17 protein-coding genes and 1 pseudogene are annotated in these 17,455 nt (G+C 57.2%); 9 read left to right on the forward strand and 9 right to left on the reverse strand.

What is annotated here, in order from left to right:
* Positions 1-5 precede the first annotated feature (5 nt).
* A complete protein-coding gene (locus tag BM320_RS05050) occupies positions 6-791 on the forward strand; it encodes an FAD binding domain-containing protein (RefSeq protein ID WP_090197230.1) in 786 nt (261 codons plus the stop codon).
* A 57-nt stretch (positions 792-848) separates the two neighbouring features.
* Here the strand turns inward: BM320_RS05050 and infC are convergent, their stop codons facing one another.
* Positions 849-1,403: a translation initiation factor IF-3 gene (gene infC, locus BM320_RS05055; protein ID WP_311135501.1), complete on the reverse strand. Its 555-nt coding sequence runs from the start codon at positions 1,401-1,403 to the stop codon at positions 849-851.
* A gap of 181 nt (positions 1,404-1,584) precedes the next feature.
* On the opposite strand from infC, the gene BM320_RS05060 reads away from it, so the two are divergent.
* The gene (locus BM320_RS05060) at positions 1,585-2,328 is read left to right on the forward strand and encodes a hypothetical protein (protein ID WP_090197235.1); all 744 of its coding nucleotides are present in this window, start codon (positions 1,585-1,587) and stop codon (positions 2,326-2,328) included.
* 75 nt (positions 2,329-2,403) lie between these two features.
* Here the strand turns inward: BM320_RS05060 and BM320_RS05065 are convergent, their stop codons facing one another.
* From BM320_RS05065 to cysG, 6 genes are all read right to left on the reverse strand, one after another.
* Positions 2,404-3,252 carry a ferredoxin--NADP reductase gene (locus BM320_RS05065; protein ID WP_090197238.1) on the reverse strand — a complete coding sequence of 283 codons (849 nt, stop codon included), beginning with the start codon at positions 3,250-3,252 and terminating at the stop codon, positions 2,404-2,406.
* A 69-nt stretch (positions 3,253-3,321) separates the two neighbouring features.
* Entirely contained in the window at positions 3,322-3,729 is a 408-nt protein-coding gene (locus tag BM320_RS05070; protein ID WP_090197241.1) for a DUF934 domain-containing protein, read from the reverse strand.
* Positions 3,726-4,445 carry a phosphoadenylyl-sulfate reductase gene (locus BM320_RS05075; protein ID WP_090197243.1) on the reverse strand — a complete coding sequence of 240 codons (720 nt, stop codon included), beginning with the start codon at positions 4,443-4,445 and terminating at the stop codon, positions 3,726-3,728. The genes BM320_RS05070 and BM320_RS05075 overlap by 4 nt, the downstream gene beginning before the upstream one ends.
* Positions 4,435-6,105, reverse strand: coding sequence for a nitrite/sulfite reductase (locus BM320_RS05080; protein WP_090197245.1), 1,671 nt, complete (start codon positions 6,103-6,105; stop codon positions 4,435-4,437). Before BM320_RS05080 ends, BM320_RS05075 begins: the two co-directional genes overlap by 11 nt.
* A gap of 2 nt (positions 6,106-6,107) precedes the next feature.
* Positions 6,108-6,407 carry a DUF2849 domain-containing protein gene (locus tag BM320_RS05085; protein ID WP_090197248.1) on the reverse strand — a complete coding sequence of 100 codons (300 nt, stop codon included), beginning with the start codon at positions 6,405-6,407 and terminating at the stop codon, positions 6,108-6,110.
* Complete coding sequence (gene cysG, locus BM320_RS05090) at positions 6,407-7,798, reverse strand: siroheme synthase CysG (RefSeq protein WP_090197251.1); 1,392 nt, start codon at positions 7,796-7,798, stop codon at positions 6,407-6,409. The genes BM320_RS05085 and cysG overlap by 1 nt, the downstream gene beginning before the upstream one ends.
* A gap of 135 nt (positions 7,799-7,933) precedes the next feature.
* Between cysG and BM320_RS05095 the strand changes: the two genes are divergently transcribed.
* Positions 7,934-8,395: an Lrp/AsnC family transcriptional regulator gene (locus tag BM320_RS05095; protein WP_090197252.1), complete on the forward strand. Its 462-nt coding sequence runs from the start codon at positions 7,934-7,936 to the stop codon at positions 8,393-8,395.
* Positions 8,396-8,469: 74 nt separating this feature from the next.
* Here BM320_RS05095 and BM320_RS05100 read toward each other — a convergent pair whose 3' ends face one another.
* Positions 8,470-9,195: a hypothetical protein gene (locus tag BM320_RS05100; RefSeq protein WP_090197255.1), complete on the reverse strand. Its 726-nt coding sequence runs from the start codon at positions 9,193-9,195 to the stop codon at positions 8,470-8,472.
* A gap of 66 nt (positions 9,196-9,261) precedes the next feature.
* On the reverse strand, positions 9,262-10,431 hold the full coding sequence (locus tag BM320_RS05105; RefSeq protein ID WP_090197257.1) for a cytochrome P450: 1,170 nt from the start codon (positions 10,429-10,431) through the stop codon (positions 9,262-9,264).
* A 59-nt stretch (positions 10,432-10,490) separates the two neighbouring features.
* Between BM320_RS05105 and BM320_RS05110 the strand changes: the two genes are divergently transcribed.
* The 6 genes and pseudogenes from BM320_RS05110 to BM320_RS16600 all read left to right on the forward strand — a co-directional run bounded on the left by BM320_RS05110 (position 10,491) and on the right by BM320_RS16600 (position 17,416).
* Entirely contained in the window at positions 10,491-12,254 is a 1,764-nt protein-coding gene (locus tag BM320_RS05110) for a sensor histidine kinase (protein WP_090197260.1), read from the forward strand.
* Positions 12,251-13,480, forward strand: a complete 1,230-nt coding sequence (locus tag BM320_RS05115; protein WP_090197263.1) for a sigma-54-dependent transcriptional regulator — start codon at positions 12,251-12,253, stop codon at positions 13,478-13,480. Before BM320_RS05110 ends, BM320_RS05115 begins: the two co-directional genes overlap by 4 nt.
* Before the next feature lie 246 nt (positions 13,481-13,726).
* Positions 13,727-14,743: a DctP family TRAP transporter solute-binding subunit gene (locus tag BM320_RS05120; RefSeq protein ID WP_090197266.1), complete on the forward strand. Its 1,017-nt coding sequence runs from the start codon at positions 13,727-13,729 to the stop codon at positions 14,741-14,743.
* A 96-nt stretch (positions 14,744-14,839) separates the two neighbouring features.
* Positions 14,840-15,520 carry a TRAP transporter small permease gene (locus BM320_RS05125; protein ID WP_090197269.1) on the forward strand — a complete coding sequence of 227 codons (681 nt, stop codon included), beginning with the start codon at positions 14,840-14,842 and terminating at the stop codon, positions 15,518-15,520.
* 3 nt (positions 15,521-15,523) lie between these two features.
* A pseudogene (locus tag BM320_RS16595) lies at positions 15,524-16,330 on the forward strand (TRAP transporter large permease); the annotation flags it as partial.
* A gap of 237 nt (positions 16,331-16,567) precedes the next feature.
* The gene (locus BM320_RS16600; protein ID WP_375342069.1) at positions 16,568-17,416 is read left to right on the forward strand and encodes a TRAP transporter large permease subunit; all 849 of its coding nucleotides are present in this window, start codon (positions 16,568-16,570) and stop codon (positions 17,414-17,416) included.
* Positions 17,417-17,455: the final 39 nt, after the last annotated feature.

A 17,455-nucleotide genomic window follows, 5' to 3' on the forward strand; every position in this document is an offset into this window, starting at 1 on the left:
GCACGATGTATCCTTTTGAAATCAAAAAACCTTTGAGTGTTGATGATGCTGTTGCCGCGCTCGGGGATGAAGAGGCGCAGCCATTGGCAGGTGGTCAGACGCTTATCCCGACGCTCAAGGCGCGGCTTGCCATGCCGCAGGTGCTTGTTTCGCTTTCGCGGATTGCGGAATTACAAGAGATTGAGGTTGCGAACGGGCAGCTTCTGGTCGGGGCGGGTGTGACCCATGCGGATTTGTCGAAACAGACAGGCAGCTATCCGGCGCTGGCGGATCTGGCTGCACATATCGGGGATCCGGCCGTGCGCAATCGCGGAACCGTTGGCGGATCAATCGCAAATAATGATCCGTCCGCGTGCTATCCTGCTGCGGTTTTGGCTTCGGGGGCGACGATTGTCACCAATTTGCGCAGGATTGCGGCGGACGATTATTTCTGCGGTATGTTCGAAACCGCGCTCGGGCAGGGCGAACTGATTACCGGCCTGCGTTTTCCGGTCCCGCTTGCAGCGCACTATGAAAAGTTTGTGCAGCCGGCATCGCGGTTCGCGCTTGTCGGTGTGTTTGTGGCGCGGTTTGCGCAAGACGTGCGCGTTGCTGTGACCGGCGCATCCGAAGAAGGCGTGTTTCGCTGGCGTGAAGCCGAGGCCGCGCTGGCTGACGCATTTTCACCGGATGCTTTGGCGGGGTTGACTGTTTCCGCTGCGGGCATGATCGATGATATGCACGCAAGCCCCGCGTACCGCGCAGGGCTTGTCGCGACGCTGACAAAACGCGCCGTGATCGCAGCGGGTTAACCAAAGCAAAACGCGCGCCCTGACAGGACGCGCGTAATTCTGGCGCAAGTTTTCTGCTTACTTGGGCAGTGGTCCGATCAGCATCACCATTTGACGACCTTCCATTTTCGGAAAGTTTTCAACGCGGCCTGTCTCTTTGGTGTCTTCGGCAACACGTTCAAGCAGCTTGCGCCCCAATTCCTGGTGCGCCATTTCGCGGCCACGGAAACGCAGTGTGATTTTTACTTTGTCGCCGTTTTCAAGGAACTTGAACACGTTGCGCATTTTCACATCGTAATCATTGTTATCCGTGTTGGGACGGAATTTGATTTCCTTGATTTCGATGATCTTTTGCTTCTTACGGGCCTCAGCTTCTTTTTTCTGGGTCTCGTATTTGAATTTGCCATAGTCCATGATCTTGCAAACCGGCGGCGTCGCATTTGGCGAAATTTCTACCAGGTCAAGCCCGGCTTCCTCTGCCATTGCCATGGCGCGCTGTGGGGTAACAACGCCCACGTTTTCGCCCTCCGCCCCGATAAGGCGGATTTCGCTTGCGCGAATGCGGTCGTTGATCCGTGGCCCCGTTTCACGTTGAGGAGGGGCATTATGCGGTCTGCGTGCTATGGTCTTTATCCTTTAATTGTTCCGTATAGGTGATACGCAAAGTAAACTGTGACGCGGCGGTCTTCAACCCGCAAAACCATGTCGCCCGCATAGATAATCTGCTTGTTTTTGCTTCACCTTAAGTGCGCCTTCTGACATATCGTCGTTAAGAGCCGCTTGGTTCGTCAATTTGATCTGAAAGGATAATAGAATGAGAGCAATCGCAATCTTGGTCATCGTGGCCGTGCTTGGCTTTTTTGGCTATCAATATGCAGCGAACGGGCGTGGCCCAAGTGCCGCGATTGGTGTTCTGACCGGCGCAACCGCCGCTGCCGAAGCTGCTGCTGCTGAAGCCGAAGCTACTGCTGCCGCAGAAGCCGAAGCCGCTGCTGCCGCTGAAGCCGAAGCTGCTGCTGCCGCTGAAGCCGAAGCTGCTGCTGCCGCAGAAGCCGAAGCCGCTGCTGCCGCTGAAGCCGAAGCTGCTGCTGCCGCTGAAGCCGAAGCTGCTGCTGCCGCAGAAGCCGAAGCCGCTGCTGCCGCAGAAGCCGAAGCCGCTGCTGCCGCCGAAGCAGAAGCCGCTGCTGCCACAGAAGCCGAAGCCGCTGCTGCCGCTGAAGCCGAAGCCGCTGCTGCCGCTGAAGCCGAAGCCGCTGCTGCCACAGAAGCCGAAGCCGCTGCTGCCGCTGAAGCCGAGGCTGCTGCCGCCGCAGAAGCTGAAGCTGCTGCCGCCGCAGAAGCCGAAGCCGCTGCCGCCGAAACTGCAGAAGAAACAACAGTTGCAGATCTTTTGACAACTGACGGCTTTGATGCCGACAAGGTTATGGAACTGGTTGAAGGGTCTGATCTGTCTGTAATCCAGAAAACCACCATCACCACTGCATTGGAAGCTGCAAAAGAAAATCCGGAGCTTCTCGAAGCCGCGCTTGAACAGCTTAAGGGTATGTTGGGCATGTAAGCCCCGCCCCGTGTCACAAATAAAAAGGGCCGCGTCGGTGATGACGCGGCCCTTTTTTCATGTGCTGTGAACAGCCTAGCCGACAAAGGCCTTTTCGATCACAAATTCACCCGGCTCTGAATTGGCACCTTCGTTCAGGCCCGCCTTTTCAAGAAGCGCCTTGATATCAAGGTTGAACGCCAGTGATCCACAGACCATCGCGCGATCGGTCGCTGGGTCCAGCGCAGGCACGCCGAGGTCCGCAAATAGTTCACCGTTTTCGATCAATGTGGTGATGCGGCCCATCTTGGGGCTCTCTTCGCGGGTGGTGGTCGGGTAGTATTTGATCTTTTTCCAGAAACCTTCGCCGATGACCTCGTTCAGCAACTCGTCTGATTTCAGGCCTTCGATCAAATCGCGACCATAGGTCAGCTCTGCGACTTCGCGGCAGGTATGGGTCATGATGATTTCGTCGTAATCTTCATAGGTCTGCGGTTCACGCAGCAGGCTGGCGAAGGGCGCAAAGCCGGTGCCGGTGGCAAAGAAATACATGCGTTTGCCGGGCAGAACCGCGTCATGCACCAATGTGCCGACAGGCTTGGGCTTGAGGATTACCTGATCGCCAACCTTGATGTGCTGGAGTTTTGATGTCAGCGGGCCGTTGGCCACTTTGATCGAATAGAATTCCATTTCCTCGTCCCAAGACGGGGAGGCAATCGAATAGGCGCGCAACAGTGGGCGCTGCTTGCCAGTCTTTGGGTCAGGATCGCCCATCAAGCCGATCATCACAAATTCACCAGACCGGAACCGCAGTGATGCGGGGCGGGTGGTGCGGAATGAAAACAGGCTATCGGTATAGTGTTTTACTTCGGTCACGGTTTGCGCATCCGGTAGGACGGGCACCGCTTTGGCTGTCGTTTCGGTCAATGGTCTTTGCTCGGTCATAATGAATATTGGCGACCCTTATCGGGCCGCCCTCCGGTGTAGTCGTTGATATGGATCAGGGAAAGGGGATTAACCGCGCATGCGGGCCTGATAGTTGTGGTTTTGCCAATCCGCGCGGAAAAGCCATTGGTCCTCGGGTTGGCGTGCGGCGAGCGCGTCGTCGATTTCCACCTCGTCAAAGCCGGACCGGCGCGCCATCGCATATTGGTCGGCAATCACATGCCCCTTGGCACGCAGGCGGCCTTTGAAACCGGTGCGGCGCAACATGGCCGCCAATGTAAACCCGCGCCCGTCCGCAAAAGACGGGAAATCAATGCGGATCATAGGTGCATCGACAAGCTGGGCCAGACTGTCCGGCGCAGTGTCAGAGGCAATATCGACGCAATAGACGCCATTGGCCGGCGCGTCATCACGCGCGATGAAACCAGCAGTCCAGTCATCGCTGCGAAACCCGTTGTCAGTAACTATCACGCTCATGCTGCTTGTCCTCTGCGAACCATTTTTCCGTTTTCAAAGTGGATACCACATTCTTCTTTTTCGCTGTTGCGCCAGCGGCCTGCGCGTGGATCTTCGCCTGCGTTGACGCGGCTGGTGCAGGGCATGCAGCCAATGGATGGATACCCTTGCGCGACCAGCGGGTGACGCGGCAGATTGTGCTTTTCGATATAGGCTTTGAGATCCGCAGGCCCCCAGTTTGCAAGCGGGTTCACCTTGATCTTGTCGCCGTCCTTTTCGAACAGCGGCAAGGCGGCGCGCTGGCCATTCTGGTAACGCTTGCGTCCGGTAATCCAGCCATCAAAATCCTTGAGCGCCGCGGCCAGTGGTCGCGTCTTGCGCAGATCACAGCAGGCATCTGTATCCGCCTGATGCAGCAACCCGTCCACGTCCTCGGCCAGCACGGCCGCGCGTGAAGGTGTCACGACGCGCACATCTGTCAGCCCCAATTTTTTGGCGACATCTTTCTGATATTGCAGCGTTTCCGGAAACAGCATTTCCGTGTCCAGAAAGATCACCGGCGTGGCCGGATTGATTTGCGAAATCATGTGCAACAGCACGACGCTTTCTGCCCCGAACGAGGAAACCATCGCGACCTTGCCCAGTTGTATATCGTCCAACGCATGACGCAGCACGGTTTGCGCATCGCTATCGCGGTGCAGCAAATTCCGGCGCTCGGCGAATTCGTTAAGCGGCATTTGCTTTATCCTCGGCTGGGTAAAGGATGGCCTTGAACGGCTCCATCCCTAGGCGGCGGTAGGCTTGCAGAAAGGTTTCACCCGCATCTTGGCGCAGGTCCAGATAGCCGGTTACAAGACGTTCAATCGCAGGCACGATGTCATCGGCGCTAAAGCCGGGGCCAGCGCGGGTACCAATCGTGGTGGTTTCCGTACCGTCGCCGCCCAGCGTGATCTGGTAGTTTTCCACGCCAGCACGGTCCAGCCCCAAAATCCCGATATGGCCTACATGGTGGTGGCCACAGGCGTTGATGCAGCCCGAGATCTTGATTTTCAGCTCGCCGATTTCATGTTCGATTTTCAGTTCGTCAAAACGGGTTGCGATTTCTTGCGCGACAGGGATCGACCGTGCAGTCGCCAGCGCGCAATAATCCATGCCAGGGCAGGCGATGATATCGCTGACCAGACCAATATTCGCGGTGGCCAGATCAGCCGCGCGCAGCGCGGCATAGACGGCGGGCAGATCGGCCTGATGCACATGTGGCAGGATCACGTTTTGCTCGTGGCTGATGCGCAATTCGCTGTGTCCGTATTTTTCGGCCAGATCAGCCATCACGCGCATCTGGTCTGACGTTGCATCGCCCGGTGTTTGTCCGTGCTTTTTGATACTGATCGACACAATCGCATAACCAGGCGCCTTATGCGCTGCCAGATTTGTATCGGCCCAAGACCGGAACGCCGGATTGGCAAGCCGCGCGGCCTCAAAGCTTGCAGTTGATTTGCTGACAAAGGCAGGGGCCGCAAATGCGCGTTCAATCTGCTGAAGCAGTTCTTGATCAAAACCGGTAAAGCCTTTGCGGATCTCGGCAAAGCGCGCTTCGACCAGTTCTTGCATCTTTTCAAGGCCGTTTTCATGGACCGTGATCTTGATGCGGGCCTTATATTTATTGTCGCGACGCCCCAGCAGGTTGTATACGCTGACGATGGCCTCGCAATAGGCCAGCAATTCTTCACGCGGCAAGAACGCGCGCAGCACTTTGCCCACCATCGGTGTGCGGCCAAGACCACCACCTACAATGATCTCATAGCCCGCTTCGCCCGCGTCATTGTGGACCATACGCACGCCAATATCATGTGCCTTGGTCACGGCGCGGTCGTGTTTGGCACCGCTCACGGCGATCTTGAACTTGCGCGGCAGGAACTGAAATTCAGGGTGGTCAGTGGACCATTGGCGCAGCAATTCGGCAACGGGGCGCGGGTCTTCGATTTCATCGGCGGATGCACCGGCGAAATGGTCGGCTGTCACGTTGCGGATCGTGTTGCCGGATGTCTGCAGCGCGTGCATTTCAACATCTGCCAAAGCCTCAAGCATATCGGGCACATCGTCCAGCTTTGGCCAGTTGTACTGGATATTCTGGCGGGTGGTGAAATGGCCGTAACCCTTGTCCCAGCGGTCGGCGATATAGGCGAGCTGGCGCATTTGCGCGGGGTTCAGCGTACCGTAAGGCACAGCCACGCGCAGCATATAGGCGTGCAATTGCAGGTACAGACCGTTCATCAGGCGCAGCGGCTTGAATTCGTCTTCGGTTAGCGACCCGTCAATACGGCGTTCTACCTGACCACGGAATTGCGCAACGCGCGTGCGGACAAATGCTTCGTCAAAGTCGTTATATGCATACATGATTAAAGCTCTACCTGTTTGCCGTGGGCATAGTTTGAAGGACCGCGCGTGCGGAATGCCTCGCGAAAATGGGTGGGTTCGGGGCCGTTGGCGCCCTCTTTGGCGTCTGCCAGATAGGCGCCTGCAATTTCATGCTGATGGGCTTGGGCCTCGAGCAGACGCAGATCGGCGTGGGCCTCATCTGTGATCAGCTCGGCCTCGCTGATGCGCGGGCTCCAGGTGTTGTCAGCGGTGAACCAAACGGCATCACCTGCGATCAGCGCATTGGCTGTGATGACTTTGGGGGTAAAATTGCGGGGCATTATGCGAACTCCTTGAGGCGCGAAGCGTGGGCGACAGCGTCGCGCGGAGCGAGGCCGTAAAACGTGATGGCGGGGCCGGTTAATGCGGCGTTTGTCATTGTAGGTTCCAGCGCAGCCAAAGTGGTCGCGATGATGCGTTGATCCGCGCGGCTGGCGTTTTCGATGATTGTTACGGGCGTTGCGGGGGCAGCGCCGTGCATCAGCAGGCGACCTTGGATAAAGCGGGCGGATTTCTTGCCCATATAGATGGCAGCAACTTCGCCAGGCGCAGCCAGCGCGGCCCAATCATGATCGGCATAGCCTTTGGTGTCATGGCCCGTGATCAGGCGCACCGCAGAATTGCGGCCGCGTTTTGTCAGGCTTTGGCCGATACTTGCCACAGCGGCAGAGGCGGCCGTGATGCCCGGAATAATGCGGTAGCTGATTTCAGCGGATTCAAGCGCGGCGATTTCTTCGTCCAGACGGCCAAACACGGTTGGATCACCTGCCTTAAGGCGCACAACATGGTGTCCGTTTTGCGCATGCGCGACGATCAGCGCGTCAATATCGGCTTGCGCCATCGCGGGGCCAAAACCCTCTTTGCCGGCATCAACGATGATCGCTTCGCGGCGGGCAAGTTCCAGAATTTCGGACGCGACCAGACGGTCGTGGATCACAACATCGGCCTTATCAAGCGCATTGCGCGCCTTGAGCGTCAAAAGTTCCGGATCACCCGGACCTGCGCCAACAAGGTCAACATGGCCGCGCGTATTTGTCGCCATGATCTGGCGGTCAAGCAAGGTTTCCAATGTGGAAATAACACCTGCTTCGCCGTTTGCGTCCAATGCCTTGGGGCCGACACCAAAATAGAACGCAGCCCAGAAATCGCGGCGTTTGCGGCCTAAGGGCAGCACATCAACCGCATGGCGGAAGGTCTTGCCGATGCGCGCAAGCGTACCCAATGCGCGGGGCAGGCGGGCTTCGATATCGGCCTTGATTGCGCGGGCCAGCACAGGGGCAGCACCTTCGGTGCCGATGGCGATAGTGACTGGGTCGCGGTCGACAATGGCGGGGGTGATGAACTGGCTGTCGGCAAGGTTATCAACGATATTGACCAACGCGCCGTCTGCTTTGGCAATCGCGGCAACGCGGGCGTCTTCAATATCGTCTTCGTTTGCGGCATAAAACAGCGCAGCGCCTGCAGTATCGCCTGCCTGCATTGCGCGGGTGACCAGTGCCAGCTTGCCAGTGGCTGCCCAGCGGATAATTTCGGGGGCTGCATTTGCGGTGAACACGACCAGTTTGGCTTCGGTCTTGAACAGCAGGCGCAGCTTTGCCATAGCCGCATCACCACCGCCCGAAAGGACAATGGTTTGGCCGGCAACGGCAAGGAAGATAGGAAAGTGCTGCATAGCGAACCTCTGATTTCTTGGGTTTAATATAGAATATTGTTCTGCTATTTACGCCCCCCAAAGGGCAGTTAAGGAAACTTGTTCCGGTTGCCTGTGAATTTGGACCGCCCGTCCTCTGAATGCGGAGAAATAAGAATGCCGGTACGGATAGATGCGACAGATCGGAAAATTTTAGCGGCATTGCAGGCCGATGCGGCGCAGTCTCTGGACGAAATTGCCAAAAATGTGGGGTCCTCCAAGACCCCTGTCTGGAATCGCATTCGCAAGATGCGCGAGGCCGGAATCATCGGGCACCAGACCGTTGTCCTGGACGCCGAAGCATTGGGTTTCGAGGCCTGTTTTTTCGTGCTGATCCGGACGTCAGAGCATGACGCGGACTGGCAGGGGCGGTTCCTCAAGGCGCTTAAATCGCGCCCCGAGGTGCAAGAGGCGCACCGTCTGGCAGGCGATATCGATTATATCCTCAAGGTGCGGGTAAAGAATGCGCGCGCCTATGATATTTTCTATCAGGCGCTGATTTCAGAGGTGAAGGTACATAACGTGACCGCGCTCTTGTCGATGGAGGAAATTAAATCAACAGTGGCCCTGCCACTTTAGCGGCAGGGTGGCCAAACCCTTGGTAAGGGTTTGGGCCAATTTCTTTTCAAGAAATTGTCAGCCCAACCGGTATTTCAGAACCAAAAACGCGTGCCGATCAGCACATATTGCGAACCGCCGCCGGTATTGTTGAAAATGCTGTTGGGGCCAAACATATCGCTGCCGCCAGAGCGGTGGTGAAAGCGCGCGACCACTTCGATGTCTGGGTATTGTGGCAGCGACAACGTGATTTCGGGCGAAAGGTAATGCAGCAACTGCGATCCTTCGTCATTGCCACTGCGGTGCACTTCGAAGTCGGAAATGCCTGTCGCCCAGTTGAGCCCTGTCGAAATGCCCACGCTGGTGTCCACCCAACGGTTCCAAGGAAAAAGATGCCAGTAGATATAACCTGCGCCCCAGATTTCGGTCTCGGTCTGGCTGCCGGTACGTTGGCCGATGCCGACTTCGGCTTTGATCGAGATCACCTCGCCCACGCGCGCGTGCCCGAATGACGCGATGCGCCGCGAATAGGTCGCAGCGATCATCCGGCTGTCGGTCCAGGGCCAGTCGCGAAACGGAATGGCAGGCACAAAGCCGAATTCGCCTTGGGTAAAATCCGCAATGCCAAAGGCCGGAGACATGGCAACCGTGGTTTGTCGTCCGCCCAGAATGGATAGCGCACAGTCACCGCCGCAATCGCGTGTGAACGATCCCCAATCCCAGTAAAACCCGCTGGCACCGGTCCCGTCCTTGTCACCCGCAACCACATTTGAAGGCACGCAAAGCGCAATGGCAGTCAGAAATAGCCAGCGTTGCAGCATTATAAACCTAACAAATCGTTAATTTATGCCGCCGCACTACGCGAAAATCCGCGCGCGTTCAATCTTTCAGATGCCGCGTTGGACCAAGAGCCGCTCCAGGCCGTGAAAATGGAACACATCCCCGTATTGCGGTTTGCCGGTCAGGCGAAGATCGGGGCAGCGTTCAAAAAGCACCTCTAGTGCGATGCGCAATTCCAGCCGCGCCAGCGGTGCGCCGACACAAAAATGGATACCGCCGCCAAAGCTGGTGTTTTGCGGCCCCTTGCGGGCCGGATCAAACCTGTTGGGGTCGTCATAAGCCGCAGGATCACGGTTTGCAGCCCCGAGCAGGCAAGCGATCTGATCGCCGCGTTTGAATGCCTGATCGCCAATTGTCACATCCTCATAGACCCAGCGCGTAAACATATGCAGCGGCGGGTCGTAGCGGATGATTTCTTCGACGCAAGATTCTGAAATGTCACGTATATTTCGTTCAAGCAGGGTTTTGACGCCATTGCCAAGCGTGTGCACGGTGGCTTCGTGTCCGGCGTTGAGCAGCAGGATGCAGGTCGTGATTAATTCTTCTTCTGACAGTTTCGCGCCGTCCTCTTCGGCGGCGATCAGTGTGGAAATCAGATCATCGGTCGGGCTGGCGCGCCGCTGCGCGATATAGCCGCGCATAAAGGCGGTGAAATCATTGGTGGCAGCAATGGCTGCGGCCTCAATTTCAGGCGTGCGGCGGGCCTGATACATGGCCACCATCGCATTGGACCAGCGCAACAGATCATCGGCGCGATCCTCGGGGACACCAAGCAAGCGCGCGATCACCACCACCGGCACGGGCTGCGCATAGGCGGTCAGCAAATCAAAGGGTTCATCGGGGAATTGATCAATCAGATCATGGCACAATTGGCGCATATCGGGGGCCAGCGCCGCAATCGTGCGGCTGGTAAAGGCGCGCAAGACAAGCGCACGCAGGCGTTTGTGTTTTTCGCCTTCAAGTTCCAGCATGGAATGGGCTTCGACATCGTAAAACGGCTGTAAGGCGGGTGGGATATCCGGTGCCAGCTCTGCCGGACATTCGCGCCCCATTTTGCGATTGCGTAAAACCGCGTGCACGGCGCTGTGGGACACGGCGCAGATCATCTTATAGTCGTCCCACCAAAAGAAATCACCGCCAGCGCGGGTTTGGTCATAAAACGGGTAGGGGTTCTGGACAAAGGCGGGGTCGGTTGGCGACTGGGAATAGTGTTGCATAGGCAAGCTTTGCCGTGCCCGTCTGGCCTTTGCAAGAGGCTCTGGCTAAGTTGCACCCCATGAGAGTTTTTCGGCGCGCACAGTTTATCATGATTACTGCCTTTTTGGTGGCTGTGACAGGATTTGCCGGTGCCGTTTGGTGGTATGGTTACGGCGCGGCGCTTGGGCCGCTTGAACAGCGCGCGCGCGCCGACCTTGCGCTTGCCTCTGACAGTCTGACCGGAGAATTGCGCCGGTTTCGCGAATTGGCAGTGCTGACTGCGGATCACCCGCAGGTGCGCGCGGTTGTGGCAGGCGATGCACGGGCCATGGATGTGCAGGATGTCATTCAGGAAATCGCGGACAAGACAGGGGCGCTGGATATCTTGCTGATTAGCGCGTCCGGTAGCGGATTGATGGCAACGCAGGGTGCGCCGTTTGGCGGGCACCGTGGCACCGCGCATTTTGAAAGGGCGATGGACGGGGCTGTCGGGTTCAGTTTTGCCTATAGCCCTGCCTATGCGCGCCGCACATTTACCTTTGCGGCCCCTGTATTTTCGGATGCAGGGCCGGTGGTGGGGGTCCTGTTGATCTATGCCGATGCAGACGCGGTTGAATCTGTCTGGCGGGGCGCACGTCCGGCATTGTTTTTTAGCGATGATCAAGGGGTAGTCTTTTTGTCGAACCGGTCCGAACTGGTTTTTCGCGCGCGCGGCGCAATGCCCGAACAGCGCGGGCGCTATCCGGATGTTTCCCCTTTTGTGGATTACCGTGCCCAAGCGATTGGCGAAATAGAGGTCTGGCAGGTTGATGGGGGTCGCTATCTGCCCAAACATGCACTGCATGTTGCGCTTGATTTGCCTGTGATCGGTATGACGGGCGAGGTTCTGGTTGATGTCGCACCCGCACGCCAGCTTGCGGCTTTGCAGGCAGCGGTGGTGGCGACCGTATGTCTGGCTTTTGGCTTGCTCTTGTTTTTTGCGACGCTGCGGCGGCGGACATTGGCGGCGTTGAATGTGCGGCTTGAACGGCGGGTGCGCGTCCGCACGGCTGAATTGCGCGCGGTCAACGCGGATTTGCGCAATGAAATCGCCGAGCGTACCGCAGCAGAGGCGCGTTTGCAAAAGGCCCAGGACGATCTTGTTCAGGCTGGAAAGCTTGCCGCGCTCGGGCAGATGTCGGCGGGGATCAGCCATGAGTTGAACCAGCCATTAACCGCCATCCGGTCATTCGCGGAAAACGCCCAAGGTTTTCTGGCGCGTGGCAAAACGGATGTGGCGGCGCAAAATCTGGGCCGTATTTCGGAACTGGCCCGACGCATGGGGCGGATCATCAGCAACCTGCGCGCCTTTGCCCGCCAAGAGGTAGAGCCACCCAAGGATGTTGATATTGTTGCCGTGGTCGATGCGGTTCTGGAAATTGTCGGCCCACGCGCAAGTCAGGACGGCATAAGCCTGATCTGGGACCGCCCCGCCAGCCCGCTGATGGTGCGCGGTGGTGAAGTCCGGCTGCAACAGGTGATTTTGAACCTTGTGTCCAACGGGATGGACGCGATGGAAGACAGTACTTTGAAAAGGATCACAATTGCCGTGACACCCCAAGGCGCGCGCACATCCGTATCCGTGCATGACACCGGACCGGGAATTACGGAGCCCGAAAAGATTTTTGACCCCTTTTACACCACCAAAGCCGTGGGTGCCGCCGAAGGTATGGGGTTGGGGCTGTCCATTTCTTATGGGCTGGTGCAAAGCTTTGGCGGGATGATCAGGGGCCGCAACGACCCGCAAGGGGGCGCCGTGTTTACTGTGGAACTGGATAGCGTAAGCCAAAAGGAACCCGCATGACCAAACGTGTCCTACTTGTCGATGACGACCGCGATATCCGCGAGGCTTTGGGCCAGACGCTTGAACTGGCGGATCTCGAGCCGACCCTTGCAGGGTCTTTCGTTGAGGCCAAAGACCATATGACCCGCAGTTTTGACGGGGTGATTGTGTCCGATATCCGGATGCCGGGGCGTGACGGGTTCCATCTGCTGGACTACGTGCGCGAAGCCGACCCCGAACTGCCTGTTATTCTTTTGACCGGAGAGGCGGATATTCCCATGGCGGTGCGCGCCATGTCGGCGGGGGCTTATGATTTTTTGGAAAAACCTTGTGCGCCGCAGGATTTTGTTGCCGTCGTTTTACGGGCGCAGATGGCGCGGCGGCTGGTGCTGGAAAACCGGCGGCTGAAAACAGAGCTTGAGGCCGGTGACGCCGCATCGCGTATGCTGGTGGGACGATCAAAGATTTCCGAAGAATTGCGCGCCGCCGCCCGTGCCGCTGCCCGCGCCGGCACCGAAGTGTTGATCATGGGTGAGCCGGGTTCAGGCACGCCCAAAATGGCCGAGGTGATCCATCTTTTGTCCGATGCAGCTTCGCGCCCGTTTGTGAAACGCGCAGCCTCCTCACTTGATGCCGAAGCGCTTGCCGCTGCGATTGCAGAGGCGGGTGCGGGCACATTGTATCTGGACGAAATCACCGGATTGAACCCCGCTTTGCAACTGACCTTGCTTGACCGGCTCGAAGAGGGGGGGGTCGCGCGGGTCTTGGCAGGCACCACGCGCAACCTGTCCGATGCGATGGCCGCAGGGCAGTTTAACGCAGAGCTGTTTTACCGGCTTGATCTGATGCGGGTGCGGATCGCGTCACTGCGCGAACGCCCCGAAGACATACCCGTCTTGTTCGAACATTATGTTTCGCTGGCCTGCGAGCAAGCCAATCTGGCCAAGCGCGACATAACCGCCGATGTGACCGCGCGGCTTATGGCCCAAGACTGGCCAGGCAATGCGCGGGCGCTGATGAATGCGGCGATGCGCTTTGCGCTCGGGCTTGATGATGATGAAGCCCAGGTCGCAGGCGGGCTATCTGCACAAATGGCCCAAGTCGAACGTTCGCTTTTGATTGCGGCGTTACAGCGGCACAGCGGGCGGGTGACCGATGTTGCCAAAGACCTGAAACTGCCGCGCAAAACCTTTTATGACAAGCTTACCAAACACGGGCTGCGCGCCGAAGATTACCGGCCTGCATAGATTCTTTTTCCGTTAGCGCAAACCTGTGCGGATTTTCGCACGGCGCCCCGAATTTTCTGTGTGGAATTCCGCTCACGTAAACGTGAGCGGCTTCTAAATTGCCTAAAAATGCTGCAATTTCAGAAATTTACGTTTCAATCTTGGTGCTGCGTGAAACAGGCTTGCACGCTATGCGGTTGGCGGCTTTGGTATCCGCGATCGCCCTGAACCTGCTGGGCGACGGATATTCTCTAGGGAGGAGAAACAATGACATTTTTGAAATCCGCAGCCGTACTGGCTGCGATGTCCATTATCGCAACTTCTGCATCTGCTGACCCGATGGGCTGTGACGACGGTGAAATCGTCGTAAAATTCAGCCACGTCACCAACACCGACCGCCACCCAAAAGGCATCGCCGCGACATTGCTCGCAGAGCGCGTGAATGCCGAAATGGACGGCACGATGTGCATGGAAGTGTTCCCGAACTCGACCCTGTATAACGATGACCAGGTTCTCGAAGCAATGCTGCAAGGCGATGTGCAACTTGCCGCGCCTTCACTGTCAAAATTCGAAACATTCACCAAGCAATTCCGCATTTTCGACCTGCCATTCATGTTCTCAAACATGGAAGCGGTTGACGCGTTCCAAGGGTCCGAAACCGGCGTGGCAATGATGGATTCGATGCAGCGCCGCGGCCTGCAAGGTCTGGGTTTCTGGCACAATGGCCTGAAACAGTTTTCGGCGAACGTACCGCTGGTTTCACCAACAGACGCCGAAGGTCTGAAATTCCGCGTGCAAACATCTGACGTGCTTGTCGCGCAAATGGAAGCGCTGGGCGCATCACCACAGCCGATGGCCTTCTCCGAAGTATATGGCGCGCTGCAAACCGGCGTTGTTGACGGGCAGGAAAACACTTGGTCCAACATCTATGGTCAAAAGTTCTTTGAGGTCCAAGACGGCACCACAGAAACCAACCACGGTGTGCTGGATTACCTTGTTGTTGCTTCCGTTGACTGGCTTGACAGCCTTGACGCCGACACACGCGACCAGTTCATGACCATCTTCACAGAAGTCACCGCTGAGCGTAACGCAGCCGTTGGCGAAGTTGACGCAAACAACCGTCAGGCGGTTCTGGACGCAGGCGGCGTGATCCGTGAACTGACACCAGAGCAGCGTGCAGAATGGGTCACCGCGATGCAGCCAGTTTGGGCGCAGTTCCTTGAAGATGTGGGTCAAGAAAACATTGATGCCGCACAAGCGATCAACGCGGCAGTCGCAAACTAAGCAATCCGGGGCCGGAACCAACCGGCCCCTACGCTTGAACTGGCGGGCGCATGCGTGCCCGCCGTTTTTACATCCACTGATGTAGGGGGGCATGTGATGTCCAGTAAATACACGCCGTCCGGTCCGGTCTCACGCGTGATCCACGAAATCGAAGAAACCATGATCGCCCTTCTATTGGGGCTGATGACGCTGGTCACATTTGCCAATGTGGTCCTGCGCTATGTGTTCAATTCCCAGCTGATCTGGGGGCTTGAACTGACGCTGATCCTTTTTGCATGGCTGGTCATTTTTGGCATTTCATACGGGTTCAAGGTCACGATGCACCTTGGCGTTGATGCCGTTCTGGCCCTTGTGAGCAAGCCTGCGCAATTTGTGATGGCCCTGATCGGGGTCGCAATTACATTGGCCTATGTTTTGCTTTTGCTCAAAGGCGCTTGGGATTATTGGGCGCCGTTTGCAGGGTTCAACGCCACATCGGGCCATTGGTTCCCCACAGGCTTTGCCAATAGCCGTGATCAGGGCTGGTACGAGACTGAACAAATTCCGATTCCGTTCCTGCAAGGCTGGCTGGAAGCCACGTTCAACATGGGCGAAGCCTATGAGAAAATGCCCCGCTTTGTGCCTTACTTCATCCTGCCGTTTGGCGTTCTTTTGATGGTCATTCGCGTGATCGAAGCCGGTGTGCGGATCATCCGCGCGGGCGAAGGATCGTTGATTGTCAGCCACGAAGCCGAAGACGCTGTCGAACAGGTCGCCGCACTGAATAAGGAAGATTAAGACATGGAAGTCGCACTTCTTTTTATTATGATCATCGGGTTGCTAATGCTGGGCGTGCCGATTGCGGTTGCGCTCGGGTTCTCGTCGATCATGTTCCAGCTGATGTTTTCGGATACGTCGCTCGCGCAGGTCGCGCAGACGATGTATCAGGCGATGGCGGGGCACTATACGCTGCTGGCGATCCCGTTCTTCATTCTGGCATCGTCGTTTATGTCGACGGGGGGCGTGGCGAAACGGATCATCCGCTTTGCGATTGCCTGCGTGGGGCATTTGCAGGGGGGGCTCGCGATTGCGGGCGTTCTGGCCTGTATGATGTTTGCAGCCCTGTCAGGGTCATCACCCGCGACCGTTGTGGCCATCGGGTCGATCGTGATCGCCGCGATGCGGCAGGTTGGTTATTCCAAGGAATTCGCCGCCGGTGTGATCTGTAACGCGGGCACATTGGGCATCCTGATCCCGCCGTCCATCGTGATGGTTGTTTACGCATCTGCCACGGACGTATCCGTGGGCCGGATGTTCCTTGCGGGGGTTATACCGGGCCTGTTGGCTGGGTTGATGCTGATGGTAACGATCTACGTGATCGCGCGTATTCGCAACATGCCCAAAGGCGAATGGCTTGGCTGGGGTGAAGTCTCAGGCGCGTTGATTGATGCCTTCTGGGGGCTGATGTTGATCGCAATCATTATGGTTGGCATTTACGGGTTTCCGGGTATCACAGGCGCAATCTTTACGCCAACTGAAGCCGCCGCCGTAGCGTCGATTTATGCCTTCTTCGTTGCGATTTTTGTTTACCGCGATATTGGTCCGCTAAAATCGCGCCCTTGGCTGAGCGAGGATGAGTACCCCGCGCTGAGCCTGGGGTTTCGTGTGATCGTCTTCGCGTTGATCGGCTTTTGCCTTCACTACTTCCCTAGCAGCAATGCACCGGATGCGTTCTACCCTCGTCGAATCGGTGGGCCCGTCGCATTTGGTTGGGTCGCTCTGTGTCTGGTTACCGGCTGGGCGATGCTTACATTTCACGCCCAACGTGGACTGATAGGGCGTGTGATGATTCTTGTGCTCGGTGTCCTACCTGCAATCGCCGCAGTCGTGTACGTAGCCCCCGGCGTCTATTCTTCGATTGCAGTAAGTGCGACGGCTGCGACCGGACTTGCGTGGTTTGGCGTGATCATTGGAATCGTTGTCGCCACATTTGTCGGCGCACTGCTGGGCCTATGCGCTGCCCTTCCGGCGACGATATTTGTGTTCTCGCTGCGTGTCAGTTCCAAAGCGGCCGAAGAAACAGGCACGGGGTATCGTCAGTCGCTGGGCGGGGCTGTTCTAAGCTTTGCAAAAGGTGTCGCGAACTCCGTTGTCTATTTCGTGCCTGCGTTTGTTCATAAAGACACACGCGCAGCGCTTTTCGACGCAGGCAAGCTGACCATCACCTTGATGTTCATTATCGCCAACGCGTTGTTGCTGAAGCACGTGCTGACAGATGAGCAAATCCCGCAGCATATCGCGGATGCGATGCTGGGTGCGGGCATGGGGCCGATTACCTTCTTGATCATGGTCAATGTGATTTTGCTGATCGGCGGGCAGTTCATGGAACCGTCAGGCCTGATCGTGATTGTGGCGCCATTGGTGTTCCCGATTGCAATCCAGCTTGGGATTGATCCGATCCATCTGGGCATCATCATGGTGGTCAACATGGAAATCGGGATGATCACGCCGCCCGTTGGTCTGAACCTGTTCGTGACATCCGGTGTGGCGGGCATGCCTGTCATGGCCGTTGTGCGCGCGGCATTGCCATTCTTGGCCGTGTTGTTCGTGTTCCTGATCATGGTGACTTACATTCCGTGGATTTCCACCTATCTGCCCACATTGTTCATGGGGCCGGAAATTATCGTGAACTAGCAAGCGATAACCGTGAAACAAAAAGACCGCCGGGGGAAA

Origin of the sequence: Yoonia tamlensis, assembly GCF_900115105.1 — a bacterium.
Taxonomy (GTDB): Bacteria; Pseudomonadota; Alphaproteobacteria; order Rhodobacterales; family Rhodobacteraceae; genus Yoonia; species Yoonia tamlensis.

Coding starts and splice junctions, on each gene's coding strand:
- BM320_RS05050 (WP_090197230.1), top strand. CDS start 6: ATGTATCCTTTTGAAATCAAAAAACCTTTGAGTGTTGATGATGCTGTT.
- BM320_RS05060 (WP_090197235.1), top strand. CDS start 1,585: ATGAGAGCAATCGCAATCTTGGTCATCGTGGCCGTGCTTGGCTTTTTT.
- BM320_RS05065 (WP_090197238.1), bottom strand. CDS start 3,252: ATGACCGAGCAAAGACCATTGACCGAAACGACAGCCAAAGCGGTGCCC.
- BM320_RS05070 (WP_090197241.1), bottom strand. CDS start 3,729: ATGAGCGTGATAGTTACTGACAACGGGTTTCGCAGCGATGACTGGACT.
- BM320_RS05075 (WP_090197243.1), bottom strand. CDS start 4,445: ATGCCGCTTAACGAATTCGCCGAGCGCCGGAATTTGCTGCACCGCGAT.
- BM320_RS05080 (WP_090197245.1), bottom strand. CDS start 6,105: ATGTATGCATATAACGACTTTGACGAAGCATTTGTCCGCACGCGCGTT.
- BM320_RS05085 (WP_090197248.1), bottom strand. CDS start 6,407: ATGCCCCGCAATTTTACCCCCAAAGTCATCACAGCCAATGCGCTGATC.
- cysG (WP_090197251.1), bottom strand. CDS start 7,798: ATGCAGCACTTTCCTATCTTCCTTGCCGTTGCCGGCCAAACCATTGTC.
- BM320_RS05095 (WP_090197252.1), top strand. CDS start 7,934: ATGCCGGTACGGATAGATGCGACAGATCGGAAAATTTTAGCGGCATTG.
- BM320_RS05100 (WP_090197255.1), bottom strand. CDS start 9,195: ATGCTGCAACGCTGGCTATTTCTGACTGCCATTGCGCTTTGCGTGCCT.
- BM320_RS05105 (WP_090197257.1), bottom strand. CDS start 10,431: ATGCAACACTATTCCCAGTCGCCAACCGACCCCGCCTTTGTCCAGAAC.
- BM320_RS05110 (WP_090197260.1), top strand. CDS start 10,491: ATGAGAGTTTTTCGGCGCGCACAGTTTATCATGATTACTGCCTTTTTG.
- BM320_RS05115 (WP_090197263.1), top strand. CDS start 12,251: ATGACCAAACGTGTCCTACTTGTCGATGACGACCGCGATATCCGCGAG.
- BM320_RS05120 (WP_090197266.1), top strand. CDS start 13,727: ATGACATTTTTGAAATCCGCAGCCGTACTGGCTGCGATGTCCATTATC.
- BM320_RS05125 (WP_090197269.1), top strand. CDS start 14,840: ATGTCCAGTAAATACACGCCGTCCGGTCCGGTCTCACGCGTGATCCAC.
- BM320_RS16600 (WP_375342069.1), top strand. CDS start 16,568: ATGATTCTTGTGCTCGGTGTCCTACCTGCAATCGCCGCAGTCGTGTAC.